Raw genomic sequence first — 23,847 nt, 5'->3', positions numbered from 1 at the left:
ACACCGGTGCCGGGAACACCACAACCCTGCATCCGGCAAAGAACAGTCCGCCTCAACGCCAGGGGCAGACAGGATCTCGCCCATACCGGGGTGCCTACGCCGACACCGTCGCAATGCTCGGAGGGAGCCTGGTCCACCACGGCCCGTTCAACGACCGGGCCTACCTCTTCCGCCTGGATCCGACGGACTTCCCGGGGATCACCGACCAGCTCCTCGCTTTTGCACGAGGCCGGGGCTACTCACGGATCTTCGCACGAATCCCTGCCCCGGCATGCGGCCACTTCATATCGTCCGGTTACCGGCCCAGGGCACGGATTCCCGGGCTTTACCGGGGAGAGGTGGACGGCTATTACATGGCAGCCTACCGTGACCCCCTCCAGAGCGGCTGGCAGGACGGGATCGACGACGTCCTTGCCGTTGCAGAAGAGAAGGGGCGGAGGAGCGCCGCGAGCCCGACACTCGAGCCCGGCTTCACCTGCACCCCCGCCACGCCGGCGGACGCCCCGGCGCTCGCGGCCATCTACCGGAAGGTGTTCGTGACCTATCCGGTCCCCGTCCATGACCCGGCCTATCTCGTGCGGGAGATGCACCACAACCTGCACTGCTTCTGCATCCGCGACGGCAAAAAGATCGCCGCGATCGCCTCTGCTGCCGTTGACCCGGAGGGGCAATTTGCGGAGATGACCGGGTTCGCGACGTTACCGGAGTACCGGGGCCGCGGGTTTTCGGGCCGCCTCCTGCGGTGGATGGAGACGAAGATGCGCTCAATCGGGATAAAGACCGCATTCGCCATCGTCCGGGCCCGTTCATACCCGGCAAACATCACCTTTGCCCGGGCCGGCTACACCCACGCGGGGACGGTTCCCGGCTGCGTCAACATATGCGGCTCCTTTGAGGATATGAGCGTCTGGTACAGACTGCTCGACGATAGAATGGCAGCACTCCCACGGGGCATCTCCGGGCCGGCCGGAGACGCCCGGGGAAAAGAATAAGCAAAGTCCCGGATCCATACTACCACCCAAACATGGACACGGATAATTTACCGGCTTATGACGCGGTTGTTGTCGGGGGCGGGCCCGCCGGGAGCACCGCCGCCTACCTGCTCGCGGGGTTCGGATACCGGGTGGCACTCCTGGAGAGGGAGAGGTATCCACGGGACAAAGTCTGCGCCGGCTGTCTCAGCCAGAAGTCCATCCGGTTCCTCGACCGGGTCTTTGACCTGCCCGTCCCCGCCCTCAGGGAGGAAGGGCTGCTCGACTTCGCCGGGACCGACTACGCACTCTATGTCGGGAGCAACCGCGTTCTCGCCGGGGATCTCGCCGAACCGTTCTATTTCACTCAACGGGAGCGTTACGACGCCTGCCTTGCCCGGAAGGCGGTGGATGCCGGGACGGAGGTCCGTGAGGGCGTGGAAGTCACCGCAGTCGACCATGCCGGCCGGACCGTCACGACTTCGGATGGGGACCGTTACACCGGCCGGGTCATCATCGGGGCCGACGGGATTCACAGCGGAGTCCGCCGCTCCCTCCCGGAGAGCGTCTTCGAGCATGACCGGTGGCGTGAGAACCTCGGATGGGCCATGGAACTTGCAATCCCCCGCAAGGAGGCTCAGGCGCTCAGGAACGGGGACGGGGCGATCCGGCTGGATGCCGAACTCGCGACACCGCACCTTGTCCTTGACGCCTGCCGGTGGGGCTACGGGTGGGTCTTCCCGAACCGGGAAGCGATCATCGTCGGGCTCGGGGGGCTGCTGCAGAAGAACCGGAAAGCCCTCCCCGAGCGCTTCAGGGAGTTCCTGAACACCATCGGCCTTGCAGCGTTTGCCGACCGGAAACCGGCAGCATACCCGTTGCCGTTTGGCAATTATATCCCCTCCCCGGTTCACGAGGGGACGGTCCTCGTCGGCGATGCGGGCGGGTTTGCAAGCCCCATCCTCGGCGAAGGGATCTTCTATGCTCACCGGACCGCAGAACTCGCCGCCCACGCCGTCGACCGCCACCTCACGTCCGGTGCGCCGCTCGGCGAGACCTATACCACCCTCCTCAACCGCCGCCTCATCCCCGAACTGCGAGCAGAGAAGACGTTGCGAAACTTTCTCTACAACTGCCTGGATGCCCGGATACATCTGCCTCTCGAAGCCATGATGCGGGCGACGAACGGCCGGGTCATCGATGCAGTCCAGGGACACCGGTCATTCCGGGGGTTCCAGCGGGACGACGACCTGCATTCCGCTGTCTGATGAAGGCAACGAGTGTGACACCTCACCGGGGATACCTCTATCCGCATCGGGATCCGGGGAGATGCCATGAACGTCCACACCCCACGCCACCCCTCTCTTTACGAGGTCAACGCCCGCGTCCTGCTCCGCCGCCTCGCGAGGAAGGCCGGGCGCCGCCTCACGCTCGACGACATCCCCGACTCCCGGCTCGCGAGGCTTGCCGGATGCGGCTTCTCCTGGGTCTACCTGATGGGGGCCTGGGAGACCGGGGAGGCCGGGCGGCGGGTCTCGGGCTCGAACGAGCAGTGGCTCCGCGGCTACCGGGACGTGCTCCCCGACCTCCAGGAGGAGGACATCTGCGGCTCTCCTTTTGCCGTCTGTGGCTATTCGCTCCACCCCGACCTCGGGGATCCGGAGGCACTCGTGCGGTTCCGCGAACGCCTGCACAAAGAGGGGCTCCTCCTCATGCTCGACTTCGTCCCGAACCATACCGCACCCGACCACCCCTGGGTGCGCGACCATCCCGACTACTACATCCGCGACACCGACAGGAACCTCGCCCACGGCCGGGACCCCTACTCCGGCGGTTGGCCCGACACCCTGCAGCTCGATTACGGCAGTCCTGCTTTGCAGGACGCGATGATCGTCGAACTCCAGACGATTGCAGGGCAGTGCGACGGCCTCCGGTGCGATATGGCGATGCTCGTCCTCCCGGAGGTCTTCCGCCGGACCTGGGGGCGGGAGATGGAGCCCTTCTGGCCCCGAGCGATCGACAGCGTCCGGAACGAGCACCCGGGTTTCCTCTTCATGGCAGAGGTCTACTGGGATCTTGAGTGGACGCTGCAAGAGCAGGGGTTCGACTACACCTACGACAAACGGCTCTACGACCGGCTCCGGAACGGAACAGCACGGCCGGTGCGGGACCATCTCCGGGCGGATTCCGAATACCAGGATAAGTCCGCCCGGTTCCTCGAGAACCACGACGAGGACCGGGCCGCGGCGGTCTTTCCGCCGGAACAGCACCGGGCCGCCGCCGTCCTCGCCTTCCTCGCCCCGGGTCTGCGGTTCTTTCACGAAGGGCAGTTCTCCGGGCGGCAGAAGAAGACCCCCGTCCACCTCTGCCGGGAACCGGAGGAGCCGGCCGACCCGGCCATAGAAGAGTTCTACCGGCAGCTTGTTGCCTGCCTGCGCCTGCCGCCGTTCCGGGGCGGCGAGTGGCGACTCCTCGACTGCAACCCCGCATGGGAGGGGAACCCCTCCCACGACGGGTATATCGCCTTCGCCCGGGAGAGGGAGGGAGAGCGCTACATCGTCGCCGTCAACTACGCCCCCGACCGGGGCCAGTGTTACGTCCCGCTCCCCTGGGCGGACCTCGCGGGGAAGGCTGTCCGGCTCCGGGATCTCATCGGGCAGGCGGCGTGCGAGCGGGACGGTGAGGGGCTCCTCTCCCCCGGGCTCTACCTCGACATCCCCGGGTGGGGCCGCCACGTCTTCGAGGTCGCCGCAGAGGAGGGGTGACCCCTTCAGGGAGACAGGGGAAGGTCCTCCACCGGGAACTGGACCTCGGTCAGGAGTTCGTCCTCCGGCACTTCCGCCGGGTCGTTGAGGTAGAGTTCCCGCGAGGGGCCGGCCGGCACGAGGCGGTGCTCGTTCATGTAGGCGAAGAGCCGCTCGTACGCCTTCCCCACGCCGGGATAGGGGCCCGTGTGGAGCACCGAGGCGAACCGGCCGGCCGGAAGGGTCACGACCCCGATGGCGGTTCCGTCGAGGTTGACGGACCCGGCGATCGGGAGCGCGACCTCGATATCTGCGTCCGTCTCCCGGTACTCCTCGTCGTGGCAGATGAACATGATCGGCCCGGTCACCTTTGCAGCGGGCTGCCGCCCGTCGGCAGGATAGACATAAGCGCAGATTTCCCCGATCATTCTCGGAATCGCCTCCTGGTAAACACCCCGTTCCCGGCGGGAAAGCGCCCGCGTGGCGGGGATATCCTTGATAACAGGTTCGGTAATCGACATACGGAATCCTCCGTTCAGCGGGTCCTGCGTCCGCAGGACCTCTGCAATCGCATGCAGCCGCCCGATCTCCCGCTCGGTTTCAGCGAGACGCCGTGCGAAGTGTTCCCGGATCGTCCCGGCATCGCCGCGCTCCCGCGCCTCCAGGATGGCTTCCACCTCGGAGAGACCGAACCCGAGCCAGAGCAGGTGCCGGATACGGATGCCCCGCTCGACCTGGGCGAACGTGTAGTAGCGGTACCCCGTGCAGATGTCTCTTGCCGCGGGGACGAGGAGTCCTCGTTCGTCATAGAGGCGGAGCGCTTTCTGCGAGAGGTGCGTGATTCGCGAGAACGTGCCTATAGGGATCTGATCGACCGGCATGGACTACATCAACCTGTTGGCGCCGCCGGGTAATAGACGGTCGGAGTCTCCCCGGGGGGAGAGTTCCCGGCGCAGTGGTTCGCGGTTGGACGGCCGGAGGCGTCAACCTTCCTAAAAGATCCGGGGGCCCCTCACCACTTCTGGATAAGAGAGAGGAGCATCTTTCTGACCTGTGCGGTCAACTCGCAGGAGGGGTTTATCTCGAGCGCCTTGTCGGCGCACGCAAGCGCGTGCCGGTACATACCGAGGTGGTAGAGGACGCTGCACTTCATGCTCCACCCGGCGGCGTACTTCGGGTCGATCGAGAGCACTTTATCAAAGCACTCGAGCGCTTTGCGGTACTCGCCGAGCGCGTACAGGGCGCCGCCCTTCAGGCTCCAGACCCGGACACTCCCGGGATCGTCGGCAATGGCGCGGTCGTAGCAGGCGATTGCCTCCTCATGCCGGTGCTGGAGGAAGTGGGCGTAGCCGAGATCCGCCCAGGCCGCCACGAAGTGGGGATCGATCGCGAGAACCCGCTCGTAACAGGCGATCGCATCGTCCAGACGGTGCATCGCGACGAAGACGCCGCTCCGGTTGTACCAGGCGACCGCGGAGTCCGGGTTGAGCTCCACGGCCCGGTCGTAGCAGGCGAGCGCCTCATCGAGCCGGTTGCGGCGCCGGTGCAGCATCCCCCGGGAGACCCAGGCGGGAGCAAAATCCGGGTCAATCGAGAGCGCCTTCCCCCAGCAGTCCAGTGCATCCTGGTCCCGTCCCAGGAGATCGAGAAAGACCCCTTTGTTGTTCCACATCTTCACGTTTGCCGGATCATCCTTGAGCACCCGGTCGAAACAGTCGATCGCCTCGCCGAACCGCCCTTGCTGCGCAAGGGAGACGGCTTTCCTGCTCACTGTGGTATCGGTGCAGGCGTCTTCCCGGCCCTCGGGTTCGCTCCTGCCGAAGAGTCTCTCGGTGATGCTCACGCCGGACATTCCCCCCATGGTCAGGCAACTGGTAGCGCGCATATCATATAACCGTTACCCCCGGAGCAGGACCCGGCAGGTAGACCTGCCGGCTTTCGGGGAAGTCCTGCCGGGTGCGTCACCTCAAACGACGCCGTGCTGCCGGAAGCACCCGCGCCACCCTCCCTGCCCCTCCCTCGCGGCGGAGTTCGGTATGCACCCGGGCATGACAGATGCCGCAGAGCGTGATGAGGTTCTCCAGGTCGTCGTTCGTGGGGTTGTGGTCGATGTGGTGGATGTGGAGGTCCTCTCCCCCGCCGCAGACAGAGCATCGCTGCCCGTCGCGTTCAAGCACGGCGCTCCGAATCTCCTTCCACCCCGGGAGGCCGTACTTCTCCCGCGCCCGGATGGGGGTCTCGAATCGTTCGCAGTAGATGAGGGGCCTGCCCCTCACGGCAAACGGGCAGCGGCAGCAGAGCCGGCGAAAACCGTTCCGGACGGGATCGTCCCCGCAAAGAGAGGGGCGCGAACGATCAAACGCGTCCAGGCAGAGTTGAATGTCGGTGCTCACGATCTAAAGAAGGTGGGTTGCGGGACGGGATAAGTGGTGGGTTTGTCCCCCATTCCGCGGATCACGGCGGTATCGGGACGGGCGTCGCGGGGGCTACGGACGTCCGGCTCCGGTGCAGGACGTCGCCTGCGGCGTTCCGGATCTCGATATCAAGTGCTACGCGGCCCAGGGGGGCCTCGCGCGGGACCACGATCTCGATGGGGCTGGCACGAGATATATCCTCGTATCGCACGTTCTCCCGGGTCTCGGTCGTCGTGCCCCACGAGACGTCCCGCTCGAGCGTATAGATAGCGCTGTAGGTTCCCGGTTCATCGGAGTTCGGGACGAACCGGAACTCCACACGATCGTCGTAACCGGAGGTCTCGCTCCGGAACTCCGTGGCCGCCTGCCCCGTAAAAGGCTCCTCTTCTCCGGTGCACCCGGCGGAGAGGAGCGCCGCCGCGATAAACAGGCACGCGAAAACCGAACGCATTGTCGTTGTAGTCGTCATTAACTGCCTCCTGTCCGGCACAGCCGCGGGCGTGCAGCGCGGACAGAGAAGTGTTGGCATCGGGGCATAGAAATTGCTTTTGCGGGAGTTGCGGCAAAACGTCACTCCTTCTTCTCTTCCCGGTAGGGGATCGGGACGTAGGCGACCGACGGCCGGCGGGGCATCGCCTGAGGGAAGAGATCCATCAGCCGGTAGATCCCGACAGGCATGCCTGATGTGACGGGGAGTCCGAGTTCCCGGGCCTGTTCGAAGGTTATCGGGTAGTCGTGCGTCCACGTCCCTTCGGAGAGCAGGCGTGCGAGACGGTCGGCCCGCCCGGCTTCCATCCGCTCCCGGAGGAGAACGGTCACGAACTCCCGCATCTGGGTCTGGGCCTTCGCCGCGATGTCGACCAGAATGAACGTCTCGTCATCGATCTCCTCCGGGGGTTTTAAGCGCGGAACCCGCAGGAGCGATGCCGCCGGGTACTCCCCGATCCGGGGGTCGACCGGGCCGAGCACGGCGTTCTCGTCCATCGCCACCTCGTCGGCGGCGAGGCAGAGGAGCGTCCCGCCCGACATGGCATAATGGGGAACGAAGATCGTCACTTTCCCCTTATGGCGCCGGAGCGCCATCGCGATCTGCTCCGACGAGAGAACCAGGCCGCCGGGGGTGTGGACGATGAAGTCGATCGGCATCTCCGGGGCGGTGAGCCGTATCGCCCGGAGGACCTCCTCGGAGTCGTTGATGTCGATGTAGCGGAAGAGCGGGATGCCGAGAAAACCTATCCGCTCCTGCCGGTGGATGAGGGCGATGACCCGGGTGTGCCGCTCGGCTTCGAGATCCCGGATCGCCCGCAGGCGACGAGCCCGGGTCACCTGCTGCTGGACGACCGGCACCGCGAAGAGGAGGAGGATGACGGCGGCGAGGAGCAGGGTCCAGAGGTCGGGCATGCCGGCACCATGGTGGGCACCGCACGTAAAGAAGGTTCGCCCCACGGCACTGTAAAAATCTTCTTCTCCCCATTAACAGATTACCGTCCAGGGCTGAATGAAGCAGTTTTCCATGATCAGCAGGTCGCTATCCGTGCAGAACCCGCCCCGCGTGACCTGTCAGGGGGAGAAAAACTCGTCGATCGACGCCTGCCGGGTGCGCCCGCCCTCGAGCGTCGAGAGCCTGACCCCGAGGAGCCGGACCGGCTCGCCGTTGAGGAACGGGGCGAGCAGCCCGGACGCGGCCTGCCGGATCGCCGCGGGGTCGGCGGTGAACCGCGGGAGCGTCCGGGACCGGGTATGCGTCTGAAAGCCGCGGTACCTGACCTTGACCGTGACGGTGCGGCACCGGAGGTTCTCGGCACGGAGCGTCCCGGCGACGTCGTCCGCAAGTTCGGCGAGGGTCCCCGCGAGGAGCGACGGGTCGGCGGTATCCGCTTCGAACGTCGTCTCCCGGGAGATGGATTTGCACCCCTCCCTCCCCTGCACCTCGCCGTCGTCGATGCCCCGGGCGAGGCGGTGCACCCGGACGCCGGATCTCCCCAGCCGGGCGACGATCCCCTGGACGTCGCGGCGTGCAAGGTCGCCGATGGTCAGGATGCCCATCTGCCGGAGATCCTCGCCGGTCTTCTTCCCGATCCCGGGGATCTTCCCTACCGGCAGGGGAGCGAGGAATCCGGCGACCTCGTCCGGGCGGACGACCGTCAGTCCGTCGGGCTTCTGGTAGTCGGAGGCGATCTTCGCCACGGCCTTGCCCGGAGCGACTCCCACCGAGCAGGTGAGCCCCGTCTCTTCCCGGACCTCCCGCTTGATCGCGGCGGCAAGCGCTCCCGCCTCCGCGAAACTCCCGGCATCGCTGACATCGAGGTAGGCCTCGTCGATGCTCATCTGCTCGATGCGCCCGGCGTGCCGGGAGAGGATCGCCATGATCCCTTCCGAGACTCCGGTGTAAAAGGCGTGATCCACCGGAAGATAGACGCCGTGCGGGCAGAGGTCGAATGCCCGGGAGATCGGCATGCCGGAGTGCACCCCGTAGCGGCGGGCCTCGTAGGAGCAGGTGCTCACGACCCCGCGGCCCGCCCCTCCCTTCGGGTCGGCACCCACGATCACCGGCTTCCCGGCAAGGGACGGATTGCGGCGGACCTCGACCGAGGCGAAGAAACTGTCCATATCCACGTGCAGGACGATCCTGCCGCCGGTTGTCATGTTATGAACTCCTCCTCCGGGTTTCTCTTACGGGAGTGTTGGAGGTCCGGCGATATAGGGGGTTTGGTGGGGATGAGAAGGGATTGCAGGGGAGTCGTCACTTCGCACCTGACGGTGCTCACGCTCCTGACTCTAAACCCTTCGGGTTTCTCAATCTCCGGGCGTCCGTCCGTCGCACCCTTCGGCCAGTCACACTTCGCGGCTTCGCGTTCTTCGCGTGAGGCTGTATCATTAACTGCACCCGTTAACTCACGCGAAGCCGCGAAGGACGCGAAGAGCGGCAAATGGGTGTACAACCCCCGCGCGCCTCACGGTGACCGGGGCGGGCTCTTTACGGACGGAGAAGCCGGAAGATGCGACGCTTCGCCATTAAAACAGCATATATTGTGATACAAACGTTTAACCTCATAATACGTGGGCGAGTGAGAACCACTCGCTCCACCTTCTCCAGCTGATCGGCAGGAATGTTTGCGATCGCGGATTATGAGGACGTGCAAATAAAAAGGGGTTATGGAGTTGTTTACCGCGCCGGGATGATGAGGGAGCGCTCGCCGGCGGGCATGAACTCGCGGATGGCACCCTTCGCGAACTCGCGGCGGGGCTCGGCGAAGTCGAACCTCAGGGCCGGGTCGGCGAAGCAGACCTTCACGAGCGGGCTGTAGCAGAACGCGTCGCTGCGGCCGTAGTGGGAACTGGCGACGATAGCGGCGTACTCGCCCTGGTGGCCGACGTTCATCGCGTAGTTCGGGTAGTTCGGACCACGCAGTTCTCCCATCAGACCGCGGTCGGACTCCATGGAGAGGGAGTTCGCGGACCCGCACTGGTCCTGGAGGTCGTAGCCGAAGAAGCCGAGACGCGACCATCCGTCCTTGTGCAGGAGCATGGAGAGGTACCAGGCGTTCAGGCCGGCGTTCGAGTTTCCGGTCGCGATGGCGGTCGTCAGACCGGACGCGGCGGCGATGACACCGGCACGCTGGGAACCGCCGAAGTGGTCCTCCATCATGGTCGGGTACTGCTCGTACTGCTCCATGGCGTTGAGGGTGACCTCGGTTGCCATGTCGTTGACGATATCCTGGGTCGGCTTGATCTTGTCCTTGGGGCTCGGGTTCTTCCAGTCGACCTTGTACTTGTCCTTGATGTAGTCCATACCGTAGTAGGTGAACTCGTCGAGGATGTTGTCGGTGTAGGCCGCGGTTGCGTACTGGGTGAATCCGACACCGCCGGACATGTAGGAGCCGAGCCAGATCTGGTCGTAGAGCATGGTTCCGGCGCCGACAACCTCAAGGGCAGCCTTTGCGGGGTCGTTGGGGTACTTGCGGTTCGCCTGGATGATATCGGCGAAGAGGCCGAACTTGATGCCACCGGGCTCGTTCGGGCCACGGGCACGCCGGGCGGGCAGGATCGAGCCCATCTGGACGACGCCTGCGTGCTTTGCAGCGTAGGAGAGGTCGGCGACGGCCGCTTCACCGGCGCACATCCGGTAGGCGGCGATGAAGGACATACCGATCTGCATCGCAGACCACCGGGAGGTCGTTCCACCGTCGCAGGTCCTCGAGACCGCGGTCGGGATGTGGATCGCCTGATACATGCTCTTGCCGACCTCGGCCTTGAGTTCCTCGGCCTGCTTGGCGGGGAAGAGCTTCTCGATGTTCAGCAGGAACTGGGGCTCGATGTCGTCGGCGAGTTCCTGGTCGCCGGTGAAGACCTTGACGTAACAGTCGTCGACAAGGCCGGGGTGGGTCTCGACCATGTGCTCCTGGACGACTGCGCCGCCGGGCATCGCGTGGTTCAGGATGTGGAGGTACTCGTTGATCGTCTCGGGGGTGACTTCCTTACCGAGACGCTTCTGCAGCGTCTGGTGGGCGAGGTCCATCCCGACGATAACGGTCCGGCGGATGTCGTCCCACATCTGCTGCATCGCGGAGTTGTTGACGAAGTGCAGGTCGTCGCCCTCCACGAAGACACCGGTGCCGGAGACCTCGTAGGTCATCAGCTGGCGCTGGCCCATCGGGATACCGCCAAGGTGGCAGCGCTCGGGGTCGTACATGGAGATACCGCGATCCATCTCGACGGCGCGGCTCGCCTTCATGAACTCCATCTTACGGGGGGACTGCCGGACGCCGTTGAACTTGTAGAACTCAGCGGTCTCGGACTCGACGTCCTGGCCCTGGAACTTCTCCTTGAGTGCCTTCAGGAACAGTTTCTGGGATCTCTCAATCTTTGCCATTGTAATCACTCCTCTTTCGGCATGAAGCCGTATTTCGTGCGCAGCGAGTGGATGCGCTGGACATATTCGACGTACTCGGCGTCGTCACGGTAGGCGGTTCCGACGAGCGAGTGGAAGATCGTCGTGTGGGCCTTGAGCCACTTCTCGTCCATGGGCTTGCCGACGGCAACCGCGCGGTCGAGGGGCTCGCCGATCTGGTTCTTGACGTACTTGACGATGCCGTCCTCACCGAGGACGTTCCTCTGGAGCATGTCGAACATCATGCCGTCTTCAGCGAGACGGAGCGAGTGGCCGTGCACGGTCGCACCGCGGATGCCGACGAGAGCGGGGTCGAACATCTCGGTCTCGATGAGATCCTTCGAGTACTTCTCGAGGTCACGCTCGCGGCACTCGACGATCTGACGGCCGGAGAGCGTACCGGGGTCAATACCGCGGAAGCGGTACATCTCGGTGTAAGTCCGCTGGTAGGGCTGCGAGGGGGCGTTGAACATCGAGTCTGCAAACTGGATGTAGCGGACGCGGTCGCCGGCCTTCGCACCGTCGGTAGGCTTGACGAGCTTGCGCATGGGGCAGTTGGGCTCCTGCTGCTCGGCGAGCGGCGGGTGAGCCGTCGGGTATGCCGATCCAGGAGCGCGGTGGCCGAGGATCAGCACGATGTCCTCATCTGTTACGGAACGAACCTTCTCAAGCTTCTGGTTGGGGTTCATCTGTTTGCGCCGGTTCTCGGCGACAACCGATGTCCCGGGACCGTACTGGGGCTTGTATGCCATTTTTCCATTCACCTCAAAGTGATTGATATCTTATCCATTTCCTGTCTTGAATGAGTTTCAGCCATATTTCCGGAATTTATGCGCCTCATGTCACTGTTCCGTCCGAAGAATCACCGGGCTCTCCCTGTTCCGGGGGTCCGTGAGACCGACGAGCGATGTATCGGCGTCCGGCCCATACTTCGCGTAGTCCACGAGCGTCGGGGAGGTCTTCATGAACTTGCCTTCCTGGAGCAGATAGGGGAACTCCACAAAGAAATCGTCGCAGAGCGACCGGATCTCCTCGATAACGGAAGCGTCCTCGACCTCCAGGATGACCGTACCCACCTGGACGCGCAGTGCAATCTCGGCATCGGCGATGCGGATTGCTTTGCGGTCGGAGTGAGGGTTCGGGCTTCCTCGTGCCGGCCCGTAAGGGACTGTCTTCGGCAGGCCGGGCCCATGGATCATCATCCGGCGGATGCCGGCAGTGCCGGCAAGCATATTGAGCAGGCGTTCTGCGGTCGCGGGCTTGAGCATCCGTATGGGCACAATCCGGACCTGCGGAAATTCGGCGTTCGTCATTCGAATCTCTGCTCGCTCAGGCTCCGTTGGCGATCTGGTCGATCGGCTTGTTGAAGACGTCGATCTTACCGTAGGTGTCGGCGAAGAGCTTGGAGGTGCTCTCGGGCGAGAACATCTGGGTTCCGGCGTCGAGTGCCGCTGCGGCGACCACGCACGGGATAGCCACACCGTTTGCGTGCCGGGTCACGACGTGGTTGCCGTTGAAGATACCGGGGCCGCCACCACCGTAGATCGAGTGGCTGAAGAACGAAAATCCGACGGCGGTACCCATGACACGACCGTAGTCGGTGCTCGGGAGACCGGTCTCGTGCTCGAGCAGGTCGTTGAAGTAGAGGAGCGTCGCGGAGACTGCCTGGGCGAACCGTCCGGCACCACAGTTGACGATGGTGGCTGCCATGGTTCCTGCGGCGGCGTAGGCGTTCCAGAGCATGGGGTCCTTCGTGTCGTAGAACTGGAAGTACCCGCCCTTCTTGCCGGGGACGATGACCTTGTCCTCGATGGCGCGCTCGACCAGGCTCTGGACGACGGTACCGACGGTTCCGGTCTGGCCGTTCGCCTTGACGAGGTCGTAGACCATGTTGTTCGCGTTCAGGCCCTGGTAAGCGTAGGCGAGCAGCTGGGCGCGCTCGAACGGCCCGACGGCGGATCCCATCTCAAAGATACCGGCGGTCTCGAGGGTGGATGCGAGTGCTGCACCCTGCAGGGCGTTCCTGCCGGTCATCATGACCGTGTGGTTGACCGGGATGTTCCGGAGAGCGTAGCCGATACCCTCGTTGTTCTGGGGGATCGTCAGGATCGACGTGACAAGCGCGCCTTCCATGTCCTGCGTGTGGGGGTAGCTGCCCCAGCAGGCCGCCTTGACGGTGGATGCATTGAAGGCGTCGACGTTGAACTGGTCAACGATCGAGAAGGTGGTCGCGGCTGCAACCGAGGTGATCGCGGCGTCATAGGTGGACGCGTTGACCAGGCGCTTCGTCGGAACCTGGACGAGCAGGAGCTTGCCGCCGTTGAACTCCAGGATCTCGGTGTCGTCGCCCTCGGTGACCTGGATCATCTCCTTGATCTTGGCGACGATCGCGTCCTTGTTCTCCATGATCGGGAGGTCGAGTTCTCTTCCCTTGATCTTGCCCTTTCCAAGCTTGCCGACCTTGAGCGCGTCCTGGATGCCGCCAAGGTTTACGCTGATCGTTCTCTTGGTCAGGTCGATGATCTTACCTGTGGCCGGGTTAACCAGCGGGCTGATCCTGTCGAGGGTGACGCCGCTCTTGAGCAGCTTCCCGTCATCAGAATAGAGATCGATTGTTTCCGTGTATTTAGCCATAGTATTTCATCCTTTTACCCTTGTTCAATACGTTCCGTTCATGCAAGGGATCATGACAGTCATCTGTTCTAGATCCCTGAAGGCCGCTACTGCACGTCCCAAAAGGGACTATAAGAGTAGAAGGAGAGTTGTTAATAAAATTTGCGAAACAAGACGGGCTTTTTTGCAAAAAATAATATTAATATCAAATATATTCCCAATTGGATATTTTAAAATCGGGATGCGATTGATCGAATAATTGAACCCGCTCCTTAAAAAGGATTTCTCAACGCCGCCTATCAGGCGTTATCGCCCGGGAGGGAAGGCAGGCAAAGGGGACATATTAAATATTACGTGGGACAACATTAATAATAATAATTAAAATTGTTTCACCAGGAAAGTACCCAAATGTACCTGGATATCTAGGTTGGTCATAAAGATATATAATCCTACCCTCCCGAGGGAGGGTTTTCCCGGGAACCTGAGATCCAGACCCCCTTTTTCAAATACTTCTGACAACAGCCGGAAGTAAAAAGAATGTAATTATATAACACTTCTACAATCCGGCCTATCCCGGGCGACGAGCACGACAGATCCTGCTACCGCCACTCCACAGCCCCCGTTCTGCAACTATCCTGCAATACATAACAGATCATTCCGCCAGGTAAAAAATAACCGGTTTCAAACACCCAGAAATAAATCCCGTAACCTTTAGTTGATTACAAATCCGGAATGGTTAAATACAAAACATTACAAGTTATGACAAAACGATCCGCCCGGTGCTCCGCCCGGATGTTTCGTTTCCCCGGGTGAGCAGGGCCCCCATGCCGGAAGGTTCTGCTTGCCGGGTACGGAGAATCCCGGCAGATCCTCCCAGAACGGAGTACCTGATAATGGGCGTTGCCGGGGTTACCGCACCCCATCCGGCCGACCTCCCGGTGTTCGGGAGGCCGGCCATACCAACTACATCGAGGCAAAACCATGGCGAACAGGATTACATTGAACATGATCACCCAGCGCTCCATCGAAGAAGGCGTTGCGATGGAAAAGGGCAAAACGACCCCGGAATACTTCGAGGCCTGCTCGATCATCGAGATGCACGACGACGACGTCAAAGCGCTCGGTCTGGTTCCGAACCAGCTGGTACGGGTGACGAGTGAATGCGGAAGCGTGGTCGTCAAGGTCGTCAAGGGGCGCCAGTCGCTCTACCCCGGCCTTGCATTCATCCCGCAGGGTGTCTGGGCAAACCAGGTGGTGCCCCCCCGGACCCAGGCGACCGGGGAACCACAGTACAGCGGTTTTCCCGTGACGGTCGAACCGGCGAACGGTGAGCGGCGCAAGAGCGCGCTCGAGCTCGTTCAGGGGGCCGTCGGGATGTGGAGAGGTGATCAATAATGCCAAAGAAGATTGAGAACGTCGGATGCCCATACTGCGGCGTCTGCTGCGACGACCTTGTCGTGACCGTATCGGACGACGGAAAGAAGATCCTCGAGGTGGAGAACGCCTGCGCTATCGGCAACCAGATCTTCCACCACGCGACGGGCGGCGAGAGAGTCAAGCTGCCCCGTCTCCGCCAGCCGGACGGCACCTACAAGGATATCTCCTACGACGAGGCAGTCGACTACGCGGCGAAAGTCCTCTACAACGCGAAGAAACCCCTGATCTACGGGTTCGGGTCGACCAACTGCGAGGGCATGGCCGCCGCGGCCAAGGTCGCCGAGAGGGCAGGGGCCGTGCTCGATAACTGCGCGTCCATCTGCCACGGAAGTTCGTTCCTCGCGATATTCGACAACGGCTACCCGAGCTGCACCCTCGGCGAGACGAAGAACCGGGCGGACGTCATCGTCTACTGGGGCGCAAACCCGGCCCACGCCCACCCGCGGCACATGTCCCGCTACTCGATCTTCCCCCGCGGGTTCTTCACCGGCAAGGGCCACAAGAGCCGCAAGATCATCGTCATCGACCCCCGCCACACCGACACCGCTCAGGTGGCGGACATCTACCTGCGGGTGAAGCAGGGGCACGACTATGATCTCTTCAACGCGTTCCGCGCCGTCGTCCGCGGCCACGAGATCCCCGAGGAGGTCGCCGGGATCAAGCGCGAGCAGATCCTCGAGGTCGCCGAGATCATGAAGAAGGCCCGGTTCGGCACCATCTTCTACGGAATGGGGCTCTGCCACTCCGACGGCCGGAACCACAACGTGGACATCGCCATCAGCCTGACCCGCGACCTGAACGACTTCACCAAGTGGACGATCATGGCGATGCGGGGCCACTACAACATCACCGGACCGGGCGCGGTCTGGTCATGGCAGTACGGGTTCCCCTACTGTCTCGACCTGACGAAGAAGGACATCGCCCACATGAACCCCGGCGAGACGAGTTCCGTCGACCTTGCGATGCGGGACGAGGTGGATGCCTTCGTCAACATAGGGACGGATGCGGGCGCCCACTTCCCGATCGAGGCGGTCAAGCATCTCCGGAAGCACCCCTGGATCACCATCGACCCGAACATCTGCATGGCGAGCGAGATCTCCGACCTCCATATCCCGGTAGGGATCGTCGGGGTCGAGGTTCCGGGCATCGTCTATCGGATGGACAACGTCCCGATCCAGTACCGCAAGGTCATCGACCCGCCCGAAGGCGTCATCAGCGACGAGGAGCTCTTCGAGCGGATCTTCAAGCGGCTCGGCGAACTGGAAGCGGAAGAGGCTGCGAAGGGGCCTGCGAAGGTCGCCCCGGTCGGCGTCCGCGCGGAGGAGTGAAGCATGAGCGAACTACTGATCAAGAACGGGTTCGTCTTCGACCCCCTGCAGGGGATCAAGGGCGACCGCATGGATATCGGAGTCAAGGACGGCAAGATCGTCGAACCGGGCACTCTCTCGAGCCCGAAGACGATCGACGCCGCCGGCATGACCGTGATGGCGGGCGGCGTGGATGTCCACTCCCACGTCGTCGGGCCGAAGGTGAACGTCGGCCGGCTCTTCCGGCCTGAGGACAAGCTCTTCAAGAGCCCCCACAAATCCCCTACGTGCAGCCGCATGGAGATGGGCTTCTCCGTCCCCTCGACGTTCAAGACCGGCTACGACTACGCGCGGATGGGCTACGTCTTCGTCAACGAGGCGGCGATGCCCCCGCTCCACTCCCCACACGTCCACGAGGAGATCCGCGATACCCCGATCATCGATAACGCCGCGATGCCGGTCTTCGGAAACAACTGGTTCACCCTCGAGTACCTGAAGAACAACGAGATCGAGAACAACGCCGCGTACACCGCCTGGCTTCTCCGGGCAACCCGCGGGTTCGGCATCAAGGTCGTCAACCCCGGCGGCTCCGAGGCATGGGGATGGGGACTGAACTGTGTCAACATCCACGACCCGGTTCCCTACTTCGACATCACCCCGGCGGAGATCGTGAAGGGTCTCATCGAGACGAACGAATACCTCGGCCTCCCGCACTCGGTGCACCTGCACTGCAACAACCTCGGGAACCCGGGCAACTACGTCGACACGCTTGAGTCGCTCAAACTCGCAGAGGGCTACACCCCGAAGAACGAGTTCGGCCGCGAGCAGGTGCTGCACCTCACGCACCTCCAGTTCCACTCCTACGGCGGCGACTCCTGGGGGAACTTCGAGTCCCGGGCAAAAGACGTGATGGACTACGTGAACGCCCACGACAACCTCACCATCGATATGGGCCAGGTGACCCTCGACGAGACCACCACGATGACCGCCGACGGGCCGTTCGAGCACCACCTCTGTTCCCTCAACCACCTGAAGTGGGCGAACACAGACGTCGAACTTGAGACCGCTGCGGGCGTCGTCCCCTACATCTACAGCCCGAACGTCAAGGTCTGCACCATCCAGTGGGCCGTCGGCCTGGAGCTGGCCCTCTTCTCGAAGGACCTGATGCGGACGTTCATCACCACCGACCACCCGAACGCCGGGCCGTTCACCCGCTATCCGCGGGTCATCGCCTGGCTGATGAGCAGGGCCGCGCGTGACGAGACGATGAAGACGTTCAAGTGGCTCGAGCGGACGATCGACGCCACCTCCATCGACGGTATCGACCGCGAGCTCACGCTCTATGAGATCGCACAGATGACCCGTGCAGGGCCGGCAAAGGCGCTCGGCGTCAGCAACACCTACGGCGGGCTTGCCCCCGGCATGGATGCGGATATCGCCGTCTACGCCCTCAACCCCGAGGATATGCCCTCGAACCCGGCGGAGATCGAGAAGGCCTTCTCCCGGTGCGCCTGGCTCGTCAAAGACGGCATCGTGACCGTCCAGGACGGAGAAGTCATCGCGGAACCCGCGAAGCGGACGGTCTGGGTCGACGTGAAGGTCCCGGAGAACGCACAGGTGCAGAGAGACATCTACGAGCACTTCCTCCGGCACTACAGTGTGAAACTTGACAACTACTCGCTCTTTGAGGAGCACCTCCACAACCCGCGGGTGATCGAGGTCGATACGACAGAATGAGGCGATGAACATGAAGACAGTAACCCTCACCCTGACCAATCCCCCCGAGCTCATGCTCGAGGGGCAGAATATCACTCCGGACAACTTCGCAGGCAAGAAAGCCGCCGAGATAGCCACTCTCGACGTCTGGGAAGGCAAACAGAAGAGCCCGCTCGGGAAATACTTCACCGTTGAAGGCGACGGCGGAGCGACGGCGGAAGAGACGAAGATCGTCCTCCGGGGAGACTGCACCCGCGTCAAGAGGATCGGACAGCAGATGACCGCCGGCGAGATCGTCATCGAAGGCAACGCCGATATGTACATCGGCGGCTGGATGAAGGGCGGAAAGATCCGCGTGAAAGGAAACGTCGACTCGTTCTGCGGCATCGGGATGGAAGGCGGCGAGCTCGTCGTCGACGGAGACGCCGCACATCACCTGGGATCGTCCCCCCGCGGAGAGTGGCGCGGCATGCAGGGCGGAGTGATCCGGGTCGCCGGAAACGCCGGCAACGATACCGCCACGTTCATCAACGGCGGGACGATCATCATCGGCGGCGACGCGGACATCCACATCTCCACCCACGGCGAAGGCGGCACCGTCATCGTCAAGGGCAACGCCAAGGGCCGTGTCGGCGGACAGATGGTGAAAGGCGATATCTACGTCTTCGGGACGATCGAGAACCCGCTCCCGGGATTCCAGATGGTCGGCGAGGTGGAGCAGGAGGTCGACGGTGAGAAGGGGCGCTTCGCCCACTACATCGGCGACCTCGGCGAGCGCCACCCGGTCTCCAAGGGCAAGCCGGTGTATGCGAACCTCTATACCCGAACCTAACTTTTTTGTGCGAAAGCGGCCGGGCCGCCGGGAACAGGCGATGATATGGGCATGACGTTATGGTGAGAGCGCGCTTCGATGCGAAACCGCTCGCGGAAGTCCGGGCGATGATGCGCTCAGCCTTCCCGTGCCCCGACCGGATCGTCACCCGTCCGGTTGCCGGGGCGGCCGGACGGGTGACGGCAGGGCCCGTATACTCGTCCCTGACGATCCCGGCAACGGATATCGCGGCACGAGACGGATTTGCCGTCGTAAGCGGCGAGATCCTCCGGGCGGGTGACGGGAGCCCCGTCCCGCTCAGGAACCCCTGCCGGGTGAACACGGGGAACGCGATCCCTCCCGGCTACGATGCGGTCGTCATGATCGAGGACGTCATCGGAAGAGACGGCGCCTGGTATACCGAAAATCCGGTACTCCCCGGAGAACATATCCATCCGGCCGGCTCCGAGATCCGCCGGGGCGACCTGATCCTCCCGGCCGGGCACCGGATACGCCCCTGCGATATCGGGGCGCTCCTCTCCTGCGGGATCGTCGCGGTGGATGTCCGGGAGGTGAAGGTCGGCCTCATCCCGACGGGGAGTGAACTTGTTCCGGCAGGCAACCTCCCGGGGCCGGGAGGGGCTGTCGAGAGCAACACCGCCGTTGCCGCGGCACTGCTCGGCGAGGCCGGCGCCACCTGCACCCGCTACGGGATCGTCCGCGACGATCCCGTGCTGCTCCGACAGGCCATCAAGAACGGCATCCGCGAAAACGACCTCCTCCTGATCTCCGCCGGCTCATCGGCAGGCACACGCGACTTCACCGCCGCCGTCATCAGCGACCTCGGCGAGGTGCTCGTCCACGGCATCGCGATGAAACCGGGTGCACCGGCGATCGTCGGCCGGATAGACGGCAAACCAGTCATCGGGGTCCCGGGTTACCCGATCGCCGCCCTGACGGCCGCACGGGAACTCGCCCTCCCGCTGCTCGCGGCATGGGGATTCTCTCCCCCGCCGGCGGAGCGCCTCCGCGCCCGGCTCGCCGGGACGGTCACGGCGAACCCCGGCTACGACGAGTTCGTCCTCCTCACCGTCTCGCGGACAGGCGATGGGTATACCGCGATTCCCCTGCCACGGGGGGCCGGGCCGCAGATAGCGCTGGTCCGTGCAAACGCCTACCTGCACGTCCCCGCAGGCACCGGGGGCATCGGCGAAGGTACCGAGGTCGAGATCCTGCCGACCGGGCAGTGCCGGGAGCAGGACGAAGTCTGCAAACCCACGCCGGAACAGCCGGTGCAGGATCAAAAAGAGACGTTTCCCGTGAAGGACAGCACCTGACGGAATTTCCGCGCTCAGGTTCCCGCCGTACCGTCGGCCGCACTCCCGGTCGAACCCTTCCGGCAGCCTCCCTCCTCGCCGTCGCTCTCGCAGGTCTCCATCAGGGGGCGGATGCGCTCCTCAAGATGCGGGAGTCTCTCCCGGAACTCGCGTGCGAGCAGGAACGTCCGGACGGCGTCGCCCATCCCGCGGTGGGCGGCGAGGAGATGGCGGCACTCCTGCGGGACGGGATACCTGAAGTGCGTCGAGGCGACGGTTGAATCGTCGGCGGAGAAATCGATGAGCCGGGCGAGGCGATCAAGGGAGAGAACCTGTTTCATCCTGAAGTGCCGCCGGATCTCCCGCTGGAGGTCGACAAGCATGCACCCGTCGAGCGAGAAGCCCGCGGCACGGAAGGCCCGCTTCTCCATGCTCGCAGCAAAGACGACGATTGCCGGGACGTCCCCGGCCGAGACGATCGACTCCATGAAGAGGCGGAGATCGGCAAACGCATTCCGGGCCGTCGCCCTTGCCGCGGGCATCCCGCCGCCCGGGATCCGGTAGGAGTGATCGTAGGGCATCCCGTACTCGCCGCGCCCCATGTTCGCCACGGTCGTCGCGACGCCGGCGGTTCTGCCGCACTCGTCGGTCACCTTCTTCCATATCTCGACATCGACGTCATAGCGGAACTGCTCGCCCAGGTAGCGGATGCTGTCGTCCTGTGGCCGATGGACAACCGCGCCGATCTCGATCGGCATCATGACCGCCCGGCAGGTGCCGTAGACGTAACCGAACTCGATGTCCAGGTAGACCCGCCTGCCCGCCTCGCCCGCTTCCGGCTGAACCACGAGTAAGTATCTCTTCGGCGGCAACGAAAAGGTTTCCCGGATGCACCGTATCCGGCAAAGGTTTATCCAGCAGGACATATGCCATCTTATAGAGAAAAACGGCAGGACGCCCTGCATCCGACGGACATGAAGTTCTCCACCATCTGGACCAGAATAAATATCGCCGGCCTTTTCGGGAAGAGGCTCTCTCGGCGCCGCCCGGAGCCCATCGCTCTCGACCGGGAAGCGGAGGTGCGTGCGCTCCTCGCCCGCTCCCCGTTCGGGATCACCGATGTCGCCGACTCCGCCCTCCCCCTCTACGACCGGGCGCTGACCCACCGGTCGTACGCAAACCACGGCGAGTACCCAGCGGTGACGTTCGAGGACAACGAACGGCTCGAGTTCCTGGGGAACTACGTCCTCGACTTCGTCATAGCCGACCACCTTTACGGCGAGTACGACCTCCCGCCGGGCGAGATGAACCGGAGACTCCAGGTGACCAGGAACACGAAACTCGCCGAGATCGTGCGGCGGCAGGGCCTCGGCATCGATGCCGCCATCAGGGGTTACGGGCAGGCGCCGACCGACTCGATCGTCGCCGATGCCTTCGAGGCCCTGATCGGCGCGATCTACCTCGATCGAGGCCTCAGCGTGGCGCGGGATGTGGTGCTCGCGATATTCGAGGAAGAGATCGCGGAGTGCGATACCCACAGGAACTACCGCGGGAGGCTCCAGGAGTACGTCGCCCGGGAGAGCCTCGGCGAACTCGAGTATGCCTTCCGCCAGACCGGGCCCGGGAACTGCCCGGTCTGGGCCGCACGGGTGACCGTCGGGGGTGTTCCGTTCGGAGAGGGGAGAGCAAAGACCAAACAGGGCGCGGCGATGCTCGCGGCAAAAGAGGCGCTCGGACGTTTCGGGGAGGGGTGAGGTGCGGACGGACAGCCGGGACGCGACCGTCGCGGTCGTCCGGTGCGACGATTACGTGCCGGAGACGGTCGATGCGGCCGTCCGCCGCGCAGTCGAACTCGTCGGCGGTATCAGGAGGTTTGTCGCGCCGGGAGAGAGCATCCTCCTCAAACCGAACCTCCTGCAGGGGCAGGAGCCGGAACGGTGCGTCACCACCCATCCGACGGTCGTCGCTGCCGTCGCACGGCTCCTCGTGGAGCACGGGTGCCGGGTCGTCATCGGCGACAGCCCCGGCGCCGGGATCGTCTACAGCGAGGCGAACCTGCGGCGGGCGTATTCGCGGAGCGGGTTTGCCGCGGCGGCCGAAAAGGCCGGCGCTGTCCTGAACTACGATACCGGCTCCGAGACCGTCTCGTTCCCGGAAGGCGAGGTGATGAAACAGTTCTCCATCATCACCCCGGCCGTCCGGGCCGACGCGATCGTGGTCGTCTCGAAGGCGAAGACCCACATGTGGACGCGGATGACCGGCGCCGCAAAGAACCTCTTCGGGCTGATTCCGGGACTGGAAAAACCGGTCCACCACTTCCGGTTCCAGGACGAGTACGCCTTCGGCAGGATGCTCGTCGATCTCAACGAGTGTATGAAACCCCGGCTCCAGATCGTGGACGCGGTCGTCGGGATGGAGGGGGACGGCCCCCAGTCGGGGAACCCGCGGAAGATCGGGGTCATCCTCGCCGGAAGCGATTACGCGGCCGTGGACACCGTCCTCGCGCGGCTCATCGGCATCGACCCGCTCGAGATCGGGAGCACGAGAAGCGCGGCCGAGCGCGGGCTGTTCGATCCGGAGGACGTCCGGACGGTCGGCGACGACCCGGCAACGTTCACGGTCCCGGACTTCCGGAAACCCTCGACCTACGCCAGCGGCCGGACAGGTGTCTGGCGGCGGGTCGTCCAGGCCGTCGTCCGGCGGTTCGGGCGGACGTACGCTCCCCGGCCCGGCGTGATCGCTTCTTCCTGCATCGGCTGTGGGAAGTGCGAGCGGATCTGCCCCGTACACGCGATAACCGTCACCGAAGGCAGAGCGACGATCGACCTCTCACGCTGCATCCGGTGTTACTGCTGCCACGAGATCTGCACCGAGCACGCCATCGGCCTCTCGCGGAGCCTCCCCGGACGGCTCCTCGCCCGCCTGCTCGGGTGAGAATACAGCTGGCAACACCCCGGACACCAGCTTCTTTTCGCGGCTTCGCGCTCTTCGCACCTGCGGTGCTCATGCTCCGGATGCCCCATCCATCGCTCTTCGCGTGAGACTGTATCACTATCAGCAATCGATATCGCACGCGAAGCCGCGAAGAACGCGAAGATCGGATTATATGAGATCAGCGAAGTACTGGCCAAAACACTCATGAGAGAGCAGAGAACAGCAGGGGCCATGCCATGTCCGTTCTGCAACCCGGCCCCCGAAGACATCGTTGCCGCAAACGATCTCTGCTACGCCCGCTACGACATCCACCCGGTCAGCCCCGGCCACCTGCTGGTGATCCCGTTCCGGCACGTCGAGAGTTACTTTGATATGACCGATGAAGAGAGGACGGCCCTCGCCCGGCTCATCGACGACTGTAAGGCGCTCACCGACCGCGACCGCCACCCCGACGGCTACAACATCGGCGTCAACGTCGGGGAGGCCGCGGGGCAGAACGTCATGCACGTCCACATCCACTTCATCCCGCGCTACCGGGGAGATGCCGGAGAACACGGAGGAGGTGTTCGGGGCGTGTTCCCGTGCGAACCGGAGTAACGGTGAACGTTGATATTTGAGCACAATTCCCGGGTTTCTCACCGTGCCGCCGCGCCCGGCAGAGCGGCGGCAGGCATGCACCAGCCGATCCCCCGG

The 23,847-nt window shown here is 63.8% G+C and carries 22 protein-coding genes; 11 read left to right on the top strand and 11 right to left on the bottom strand.

The window, feature by feature from the left end:
• Window positions 1-113: 113 nt before the first annotated feature.
• The 3 genes from ablB to MchiMG62_RS02570 all read left to right on the top strand — a co-directional run bounded on the left by ablB (window position 114) and on the right by MchiMG62_RS02570 (window position 3,736).
• Complete coding sequence (gene ablB, locus MchiMG62_RS02580; RefSeq protein WP_221057753.1) at window positions 114-992, top strand: putative beta-lysine N-acetyltransferase; 879 nt, start codon at window positions 114-116, stop codon at window positions 990-992.
• Between the two features lie 32 nt (window positions 993-1,024).
• The gene (locus MchiMG62_RS02575; protein WP_221057752.1) at window positions 1,025-2,239 is read left to right on the top strand and encodes an NAD(P)/FAD-dependent oxidoreductase; all 1,215 of its coding nucleotides are present in this window, start codon (window positions 1,025-1,027) and stop codon (window positions 2,237-2,239) included.
• Window positions 2,240-2,305: 66 nt separating this feature from the next.
• On the top strand, window positions 2,306-3,736 hold the full coding sequence (locus tag MchiMG62_RS02570; RefSeq protein ID WP_221057751.1) for an alpha-amylase family glycosyl hydrolase: 1,431 nt from the start codon (window positions 2,306-2,308) through the stop codon (window positions 3,734-3,736).
• A 5-nt stretch (window positions 3,737-3,741) separates the two neighbouring features.
• Here MchiMG62_RS02570 and MchiMG62_RS02565 read toward each other — a convergent pair whose 3' ends face one another.
• The 10 genes from MchiMG62_RS02565 to mcrB all read right to left on the bottom strand — a co-directional run bounded on the left by MchiMG62_RS02565 (window position 3,742) and on the right by mcrB (window position 13,654).
• Window positions 3,742-4,596 (bottom strand): MerR family transcriptional regulator, encoded by an 855-nt coding sequence (locus MchiMG62_RS02565; protein ID WP_221057750.1) that lies wholly within the window; start codon window positions 4,594-4,596, stop codon window positions 3,742-3,744.
• 131 nt (window positions 4,597-4,727) lie between these two features.
• Window positions 4,728-5,576, bottom strand: a complete 849-nt coding sequence (locus MchiMG62_RS02560) for a tetratricopeptide repeat protein (RefSeq protein ID WP_244987773.1) — start codon at window positions 5,574-5,576, stop codon at window positions 4,728-4,730.
• 100 nt (window positions 5,577-5,676) lie between these two features.
• Complete coding sequence (locus tag MchiMG62_RS02555; protein ID WP_221057749.1) at window positions 5,677-6,108, bottom strand: HNH endonuclease; 432 nt, start codon at window positions 6,106-6,108, stop codon at window positions 5,677-5,679.
• A 61-nt stretch (window positions 6,109-6,169) separates the two neighbouring features.
• On the bottom strand, window positions 6,170-6,598 hold the full coding sequence (locus tag MchiMG62_RS02550; protein ID WP_221057748.1) for a hypothetical protein: 429 nt from the start codon (window positions 6,596-6,598) through the stop codon (window positions 6,170-6,172).
• 101 nt (window positions 6,599-6,699) lie between these two features.
• Entirely contained in the window at window positions 6,700-7,530 is an 831-nt protein-coding gene (locus MchiMG62_RS02545; RefSeq protein WP_221057747.1) for an SDH family Clp fold serine proteinase, read from the bottom strand.
• 159 nt (window positions 7,531-7,689) lie between these two features.
• A complete protein-coding gene (dinB, locus tag MchiMG62_RS02540) occupies window positions 7,690-8,775 on the bottom strand; it encodes a DNA polymerase IV (protein WP_221057746.1) in 1,086 nt (361 codons plus the stop codon).
• A 520-nt stretch (window positions 8,776-9,295) separates the two neighbouring features.
• The gene (gene mcrA, locus MchiMG62_RS02535) at window positions 9,296-11,002 is read right to left on the bottom strand and encodes a coenzyme-B sulfoethylthiotransferase subunit alpha (RefSeq protein WP_221057745.1); all 1,707 of its coding nucleotides are present in this window, start codon (window positions 11,000-11,002) and stop codon (window positions 9,296-9,298) included.
• A gap of 5 nt (window positions 11,003-11,007) precedes the next feature.
• Window positions 11,008-11,772, bottom strand: a complete 765-nt coding sequence (gene mcrG / locus MchiMG62_RS02530) for a coenzyme-B sulfoethylthiotransferase subunit gamma (protein ID WP_221057744.1) — start codon at window positions 11,770-11,772, stop codon at window positions 11,008-11,010.
• A 90-nt stretch (window positions 11,773-11,862) separates the two neighbouring features.
• Window positions 11,863-12,333: a methyl-coenzyme M reductase operon protein D gene (mcrD, locus tag MchiMG62_RS02525; RefSeq protein WP_221057743.1), complete on the bottom strand. Its 471-nt coding sequence runs from the start codon at window positions 12,331-12,333 to the stop codon at window positions 11,863-11,865.
• A gap of 16 nt (window positions 12,334-12,349) precedes the next feature.
• Window positions 12,350-13,654, bottom strand: a complete 1,305-nt coding sequence (gene mcrB, locus MchiMG62_RS02520; RefSeq protein WP_221057742.1) for a coenzyme-B sulfoethylthiotransferase subunit beta — start codon at window positions 13,652-13,654, stop codon at window positions 12,350-12,352.
• A 960-nt stretch (window positions 13,655-14,614) separates the two neighbouring features.
• On the opposite strand from mcrB, the gene MchiMG62_RS02515 reads away from it, so the two are divergent.
• The 5 genes from MchiMG62_RS02515 to MchiMG62_RS02495 are packed head-to-tail and all read left to right on the top strand — an operon-like array spanning window position 14,615 to window position 20,241.
• On the top strand, window positions 14,615-15,028 hold the full coding sequence (locus tag MchiMG62_RS02515) for a molybdopterin dinucleotide binding domain-containing protein (RefSeq protein WP_074369710.1): 414 nt from the start codon (window positions 14,615-14,617) through the stop codon (window positions 15,026-15,028).
• Window positions 15,028-16,398, top strand: coding sequence for a formylmethanofuran dehydrogenase subunit B (locus tag MchiMG62_RS02510; protein WP_221057741.1), 1,371 nt, complete (start codon window positions 15,028-15,030; stop codon window positions 16,396-16,398). The genes MchiMG62_RS02515 and MchiMG62_RS02510 overlap by 1 nt, the downstream gene beginning before the upstream one ends.
• A 3-nt stretch (window positions 16,399-16,401) precedes the next feature.
• Window positions 16,402-18,114 carry a formylmethanofuran dehydrogenase subunit A gene (locus MchiMG62_RS02505; RefSeq protein WP_221057740.1) on the top strand — a complete coding sequence of 571 codons (1,713 nt, stop codon included), beginning with the start codon at window positions 16,402-16,404 and terminating at the stop codon, window positions 18,112-18,114.
• A gap of 10 nt (window positions 18,115-18,124) precedes the next feature.
• Entirely contained in the window at window positions 18,125-18,925 is an 801-nt protein-coding gene (locus tag MchiMG62_RS02500) for a formylmethanofuran dehydrogenase subunit C (RefSeq protein WP_221057739.1), read from the top strand.
• A 59-nt stretch (window positions 18,926-18,984) separates the two neighbouring features.
• On the top strand, window positions 18,985-20,241 hold the full coding sequence (locus MchiMG62_RS02495; RefSeq protein WP_221057738.1) for a molybdopterin-binding protein: 1,257 nt from the start codon (window positions 18,985-18,987) through the stop codon (window positions 20,239-20,241).
• Window positions 20,242-20,255: 14 nt separating this feature from the next.
• Here MchiMG62_RS02495 and MchiMG62_RS02490 read toward each other — a convergent pair whose 3' ends face one another.
• Complete coding sequence (locus MchiMG62_RS02490; RefSeq protein ID WP_221057737.1) at window positions 20,256-21,068, bottom strand: hypothetical protein; 813 nt, start codon at window positions 21,066-21,068, stop codon at window positions 20,256-20,258.
• Window positions 21,069-21,146: 78 nt separating this feature from the next.
• Here MchiMG62_RS02490 and MchiMG62_RS02485 point away from each other — a divergent pair, with 78 nt between their 5' ends.
• From MchiMG62_RS02485 to MchiMG62_RS02475, 3 genes are all read left to right on the top strand, one after another.
• Window positions 21,147-21,974 carry a ribonuclease III family protein gene (locus MchiMG62_RS02485; protein ID WP_244987772.1) on the top strand — a complete coding sequence of 276 codons (828 nt, stop codon included), beginning with the start codon at window positions 21,147-21,149 and terminating at the stop codon, window positions 21,972-21,974.
• Window position 21,975: 1 nt separating this feature from the next.
• Window positions 21,976-23,154, top strand: a complete 1,179-nt coding sequence (locus MchiMG62_RS02480) for a DUF362 domain-containing protein (RefSeq protein ID WP_221057736.1) — start codon at window positions 21,976-21,978, stop codon at window positions 23,152-23,154.
• A gap of 231 nt (window positions 23,155-23,385) precedes the next feature.
• Entirely contained in the window at window positions 23,386-23,751 is a 366-nt protein-coding gene (locus MchiMG62_RS02475) for an HIT family protein (RefSeq protein ID WP_244987771.1), read from the top strand.
• Window positions 23,752-23,847 lie beyond the last annotated feature (96 nt).

The organism is Methanoculleus chikugoensis (genome assembly GCF_019669965.1).
In the GTDB taxonomy this organism is placed as follows: Archaea; Halobacteriota; Methanomicrobia; order Methanomicrobiales; family Methanoculleaceae; genus Methanoculleus; species Methanoculleus chikugoensis.
This window is presented reverse-complemented; position numbering and strand designations above follow the sequence as displayed.

What these genes read in the sequence shown, in the direction of transcription:
- MchiMG62_RS02570 (WP_221057751.1), top strand. Translation starts at nt 2,306, where the DNA reads ATGAACGTCCACACCCCACGCCACCCCTCTCTTTACGAGGTCAACGCC.
- MchiMG62_RS02485 (WP_244987772.1), top strand. Translation starts at nt 21,147, where the DNA reads ATGCCATCTTATAGAGAAAAACGGCAGGACGCCCTGCATCCGACGGAC.
- MchiMG62_RS02510 (WP_221057741.1), top strand. Translation starts at nt 15,028, where the DNA reads ATGCCAAAGAAGATTGAGAACGTCGGATGCCCATACTGCGGCGTCTGC.
- mcrG (WP_221057744.1), bottom strand. Translation starts at nt 11,772, where the DNA reads ATGGCATACAAGCCCCAGTACGGTCCCGGGACATCGGTTGTCGCCGAG.
- MchiMG62_RS02550 (WP_221057748.1), bottom strand. Translation starts at nt 6,598, where the DNA reads ATGACGACTACAACGACAATGCGTTCGGTTTTCGCGTGCCTGTTTATC.
- MchiMG62_RS02565 (WP_221057750.1), bottom strand. Translation starts at nt 4,596, where the DNA reads ATGCCGGTCGATCAGATCCCTATAGGCACGTTCTCGCGAATCACGCAC.
- ablB (WP_221057753.1), top strand. Translation starts at nt 114, where the DNA reads ATGCTCGGAGGGAGCCTGGTCCACCACGGCCCGTTCAACGACCGGGCC.
- dinB (WP_221057746.1), bottom strand. Translation starts at nt 8,775, where the DNA reads ATGACAACCGGCGGCAGGATCGTCCTGCACGTGGATATGGACAGTTTC.
- MchiMG62_RS02575 (WP_221057752.1), top strand. Translation starts at nt 1,025, where the DNA reads ATGGACACGGATAATTTACCGGCTTATGACGCGGTTGTTGTCGGGGGC.
- mcrA (WP_221057745.1), bottom strand. Translation starts at nt 11,002, where the DNA reads ATGGCAAAGATTGAGAGATCCCAGAAACTGTTCCTGAAGGCACTCAAG.
- MchiMG62_RS02505 (WP_221057740.1), top strand. Translation starts at nt 16,402, where the DNA reads ATGAGCGAACTACTGATCAAGAACGGGTTCGTCTTCGACCCCCTGCAG.
- MchiMG62_RS02500 (WP_221057739.1), top strand. Translation starts at nt 18,125, where the DNA reads ATGAAGACAGTAACCCTCACCCTGACCAATCCCCCCGAGCTCATGCTC.
- MchiMG62_RS02560 (WP_244987773.1), bottom strand. Translation starts at nt 5,576, where the DNA reads ATGGGGGGAATGTCCGGCGTGAGCATCACCGAGAGACTCTTCGGCAGG.
- MchiMG62_RS02475 (WP_244987771.1), top strand. Translation starts at nt 23,386, where the DNA reads ATGCCATGTCCGTTCTGCAACCCGGCCCCCGAAGACATCGTTGCCGCA.
- MchiMG62_RS02495 (WP_221057738.1), top strand. Translation starts at nt 18,985, where the DNA reads ATGGTGAGAGCGCGCTTCGATGCGAAACCGCTCGCGGAAGTCCGGGCG.
- MchiMG62_RS02545 (WP_221057747.1), bottom strand. Translation starts at nt 7,530, where the DNA reads ATGCCCGACCTCTGGACCCTGCTCCTCGCCGCCGTCATCCTCCTCCTC.
- MchiMG62_RS02515 (WP_074369710.1), top strand. Translation starts at nt 14,615, where the DNA reads ATGGCGAACAGGATTACATTGAACATGATCACCCAGCGCTCCATCGAA.
- mcrB (WP_221057742.1), bottom strand. Translation starts at nt 13,654, where the DNA reads ATGGCTAAATACACGGAAACAATCGATCTCTATTCTGATGACGGGAAG.
- mcrD (WP_221057743.1), bottom strand. Translation starts at nt 12,333, where the DNA reads ATGACGAACGCCGAATTTCCGCAGGTCCGGATTGTGCCCATACGGATG.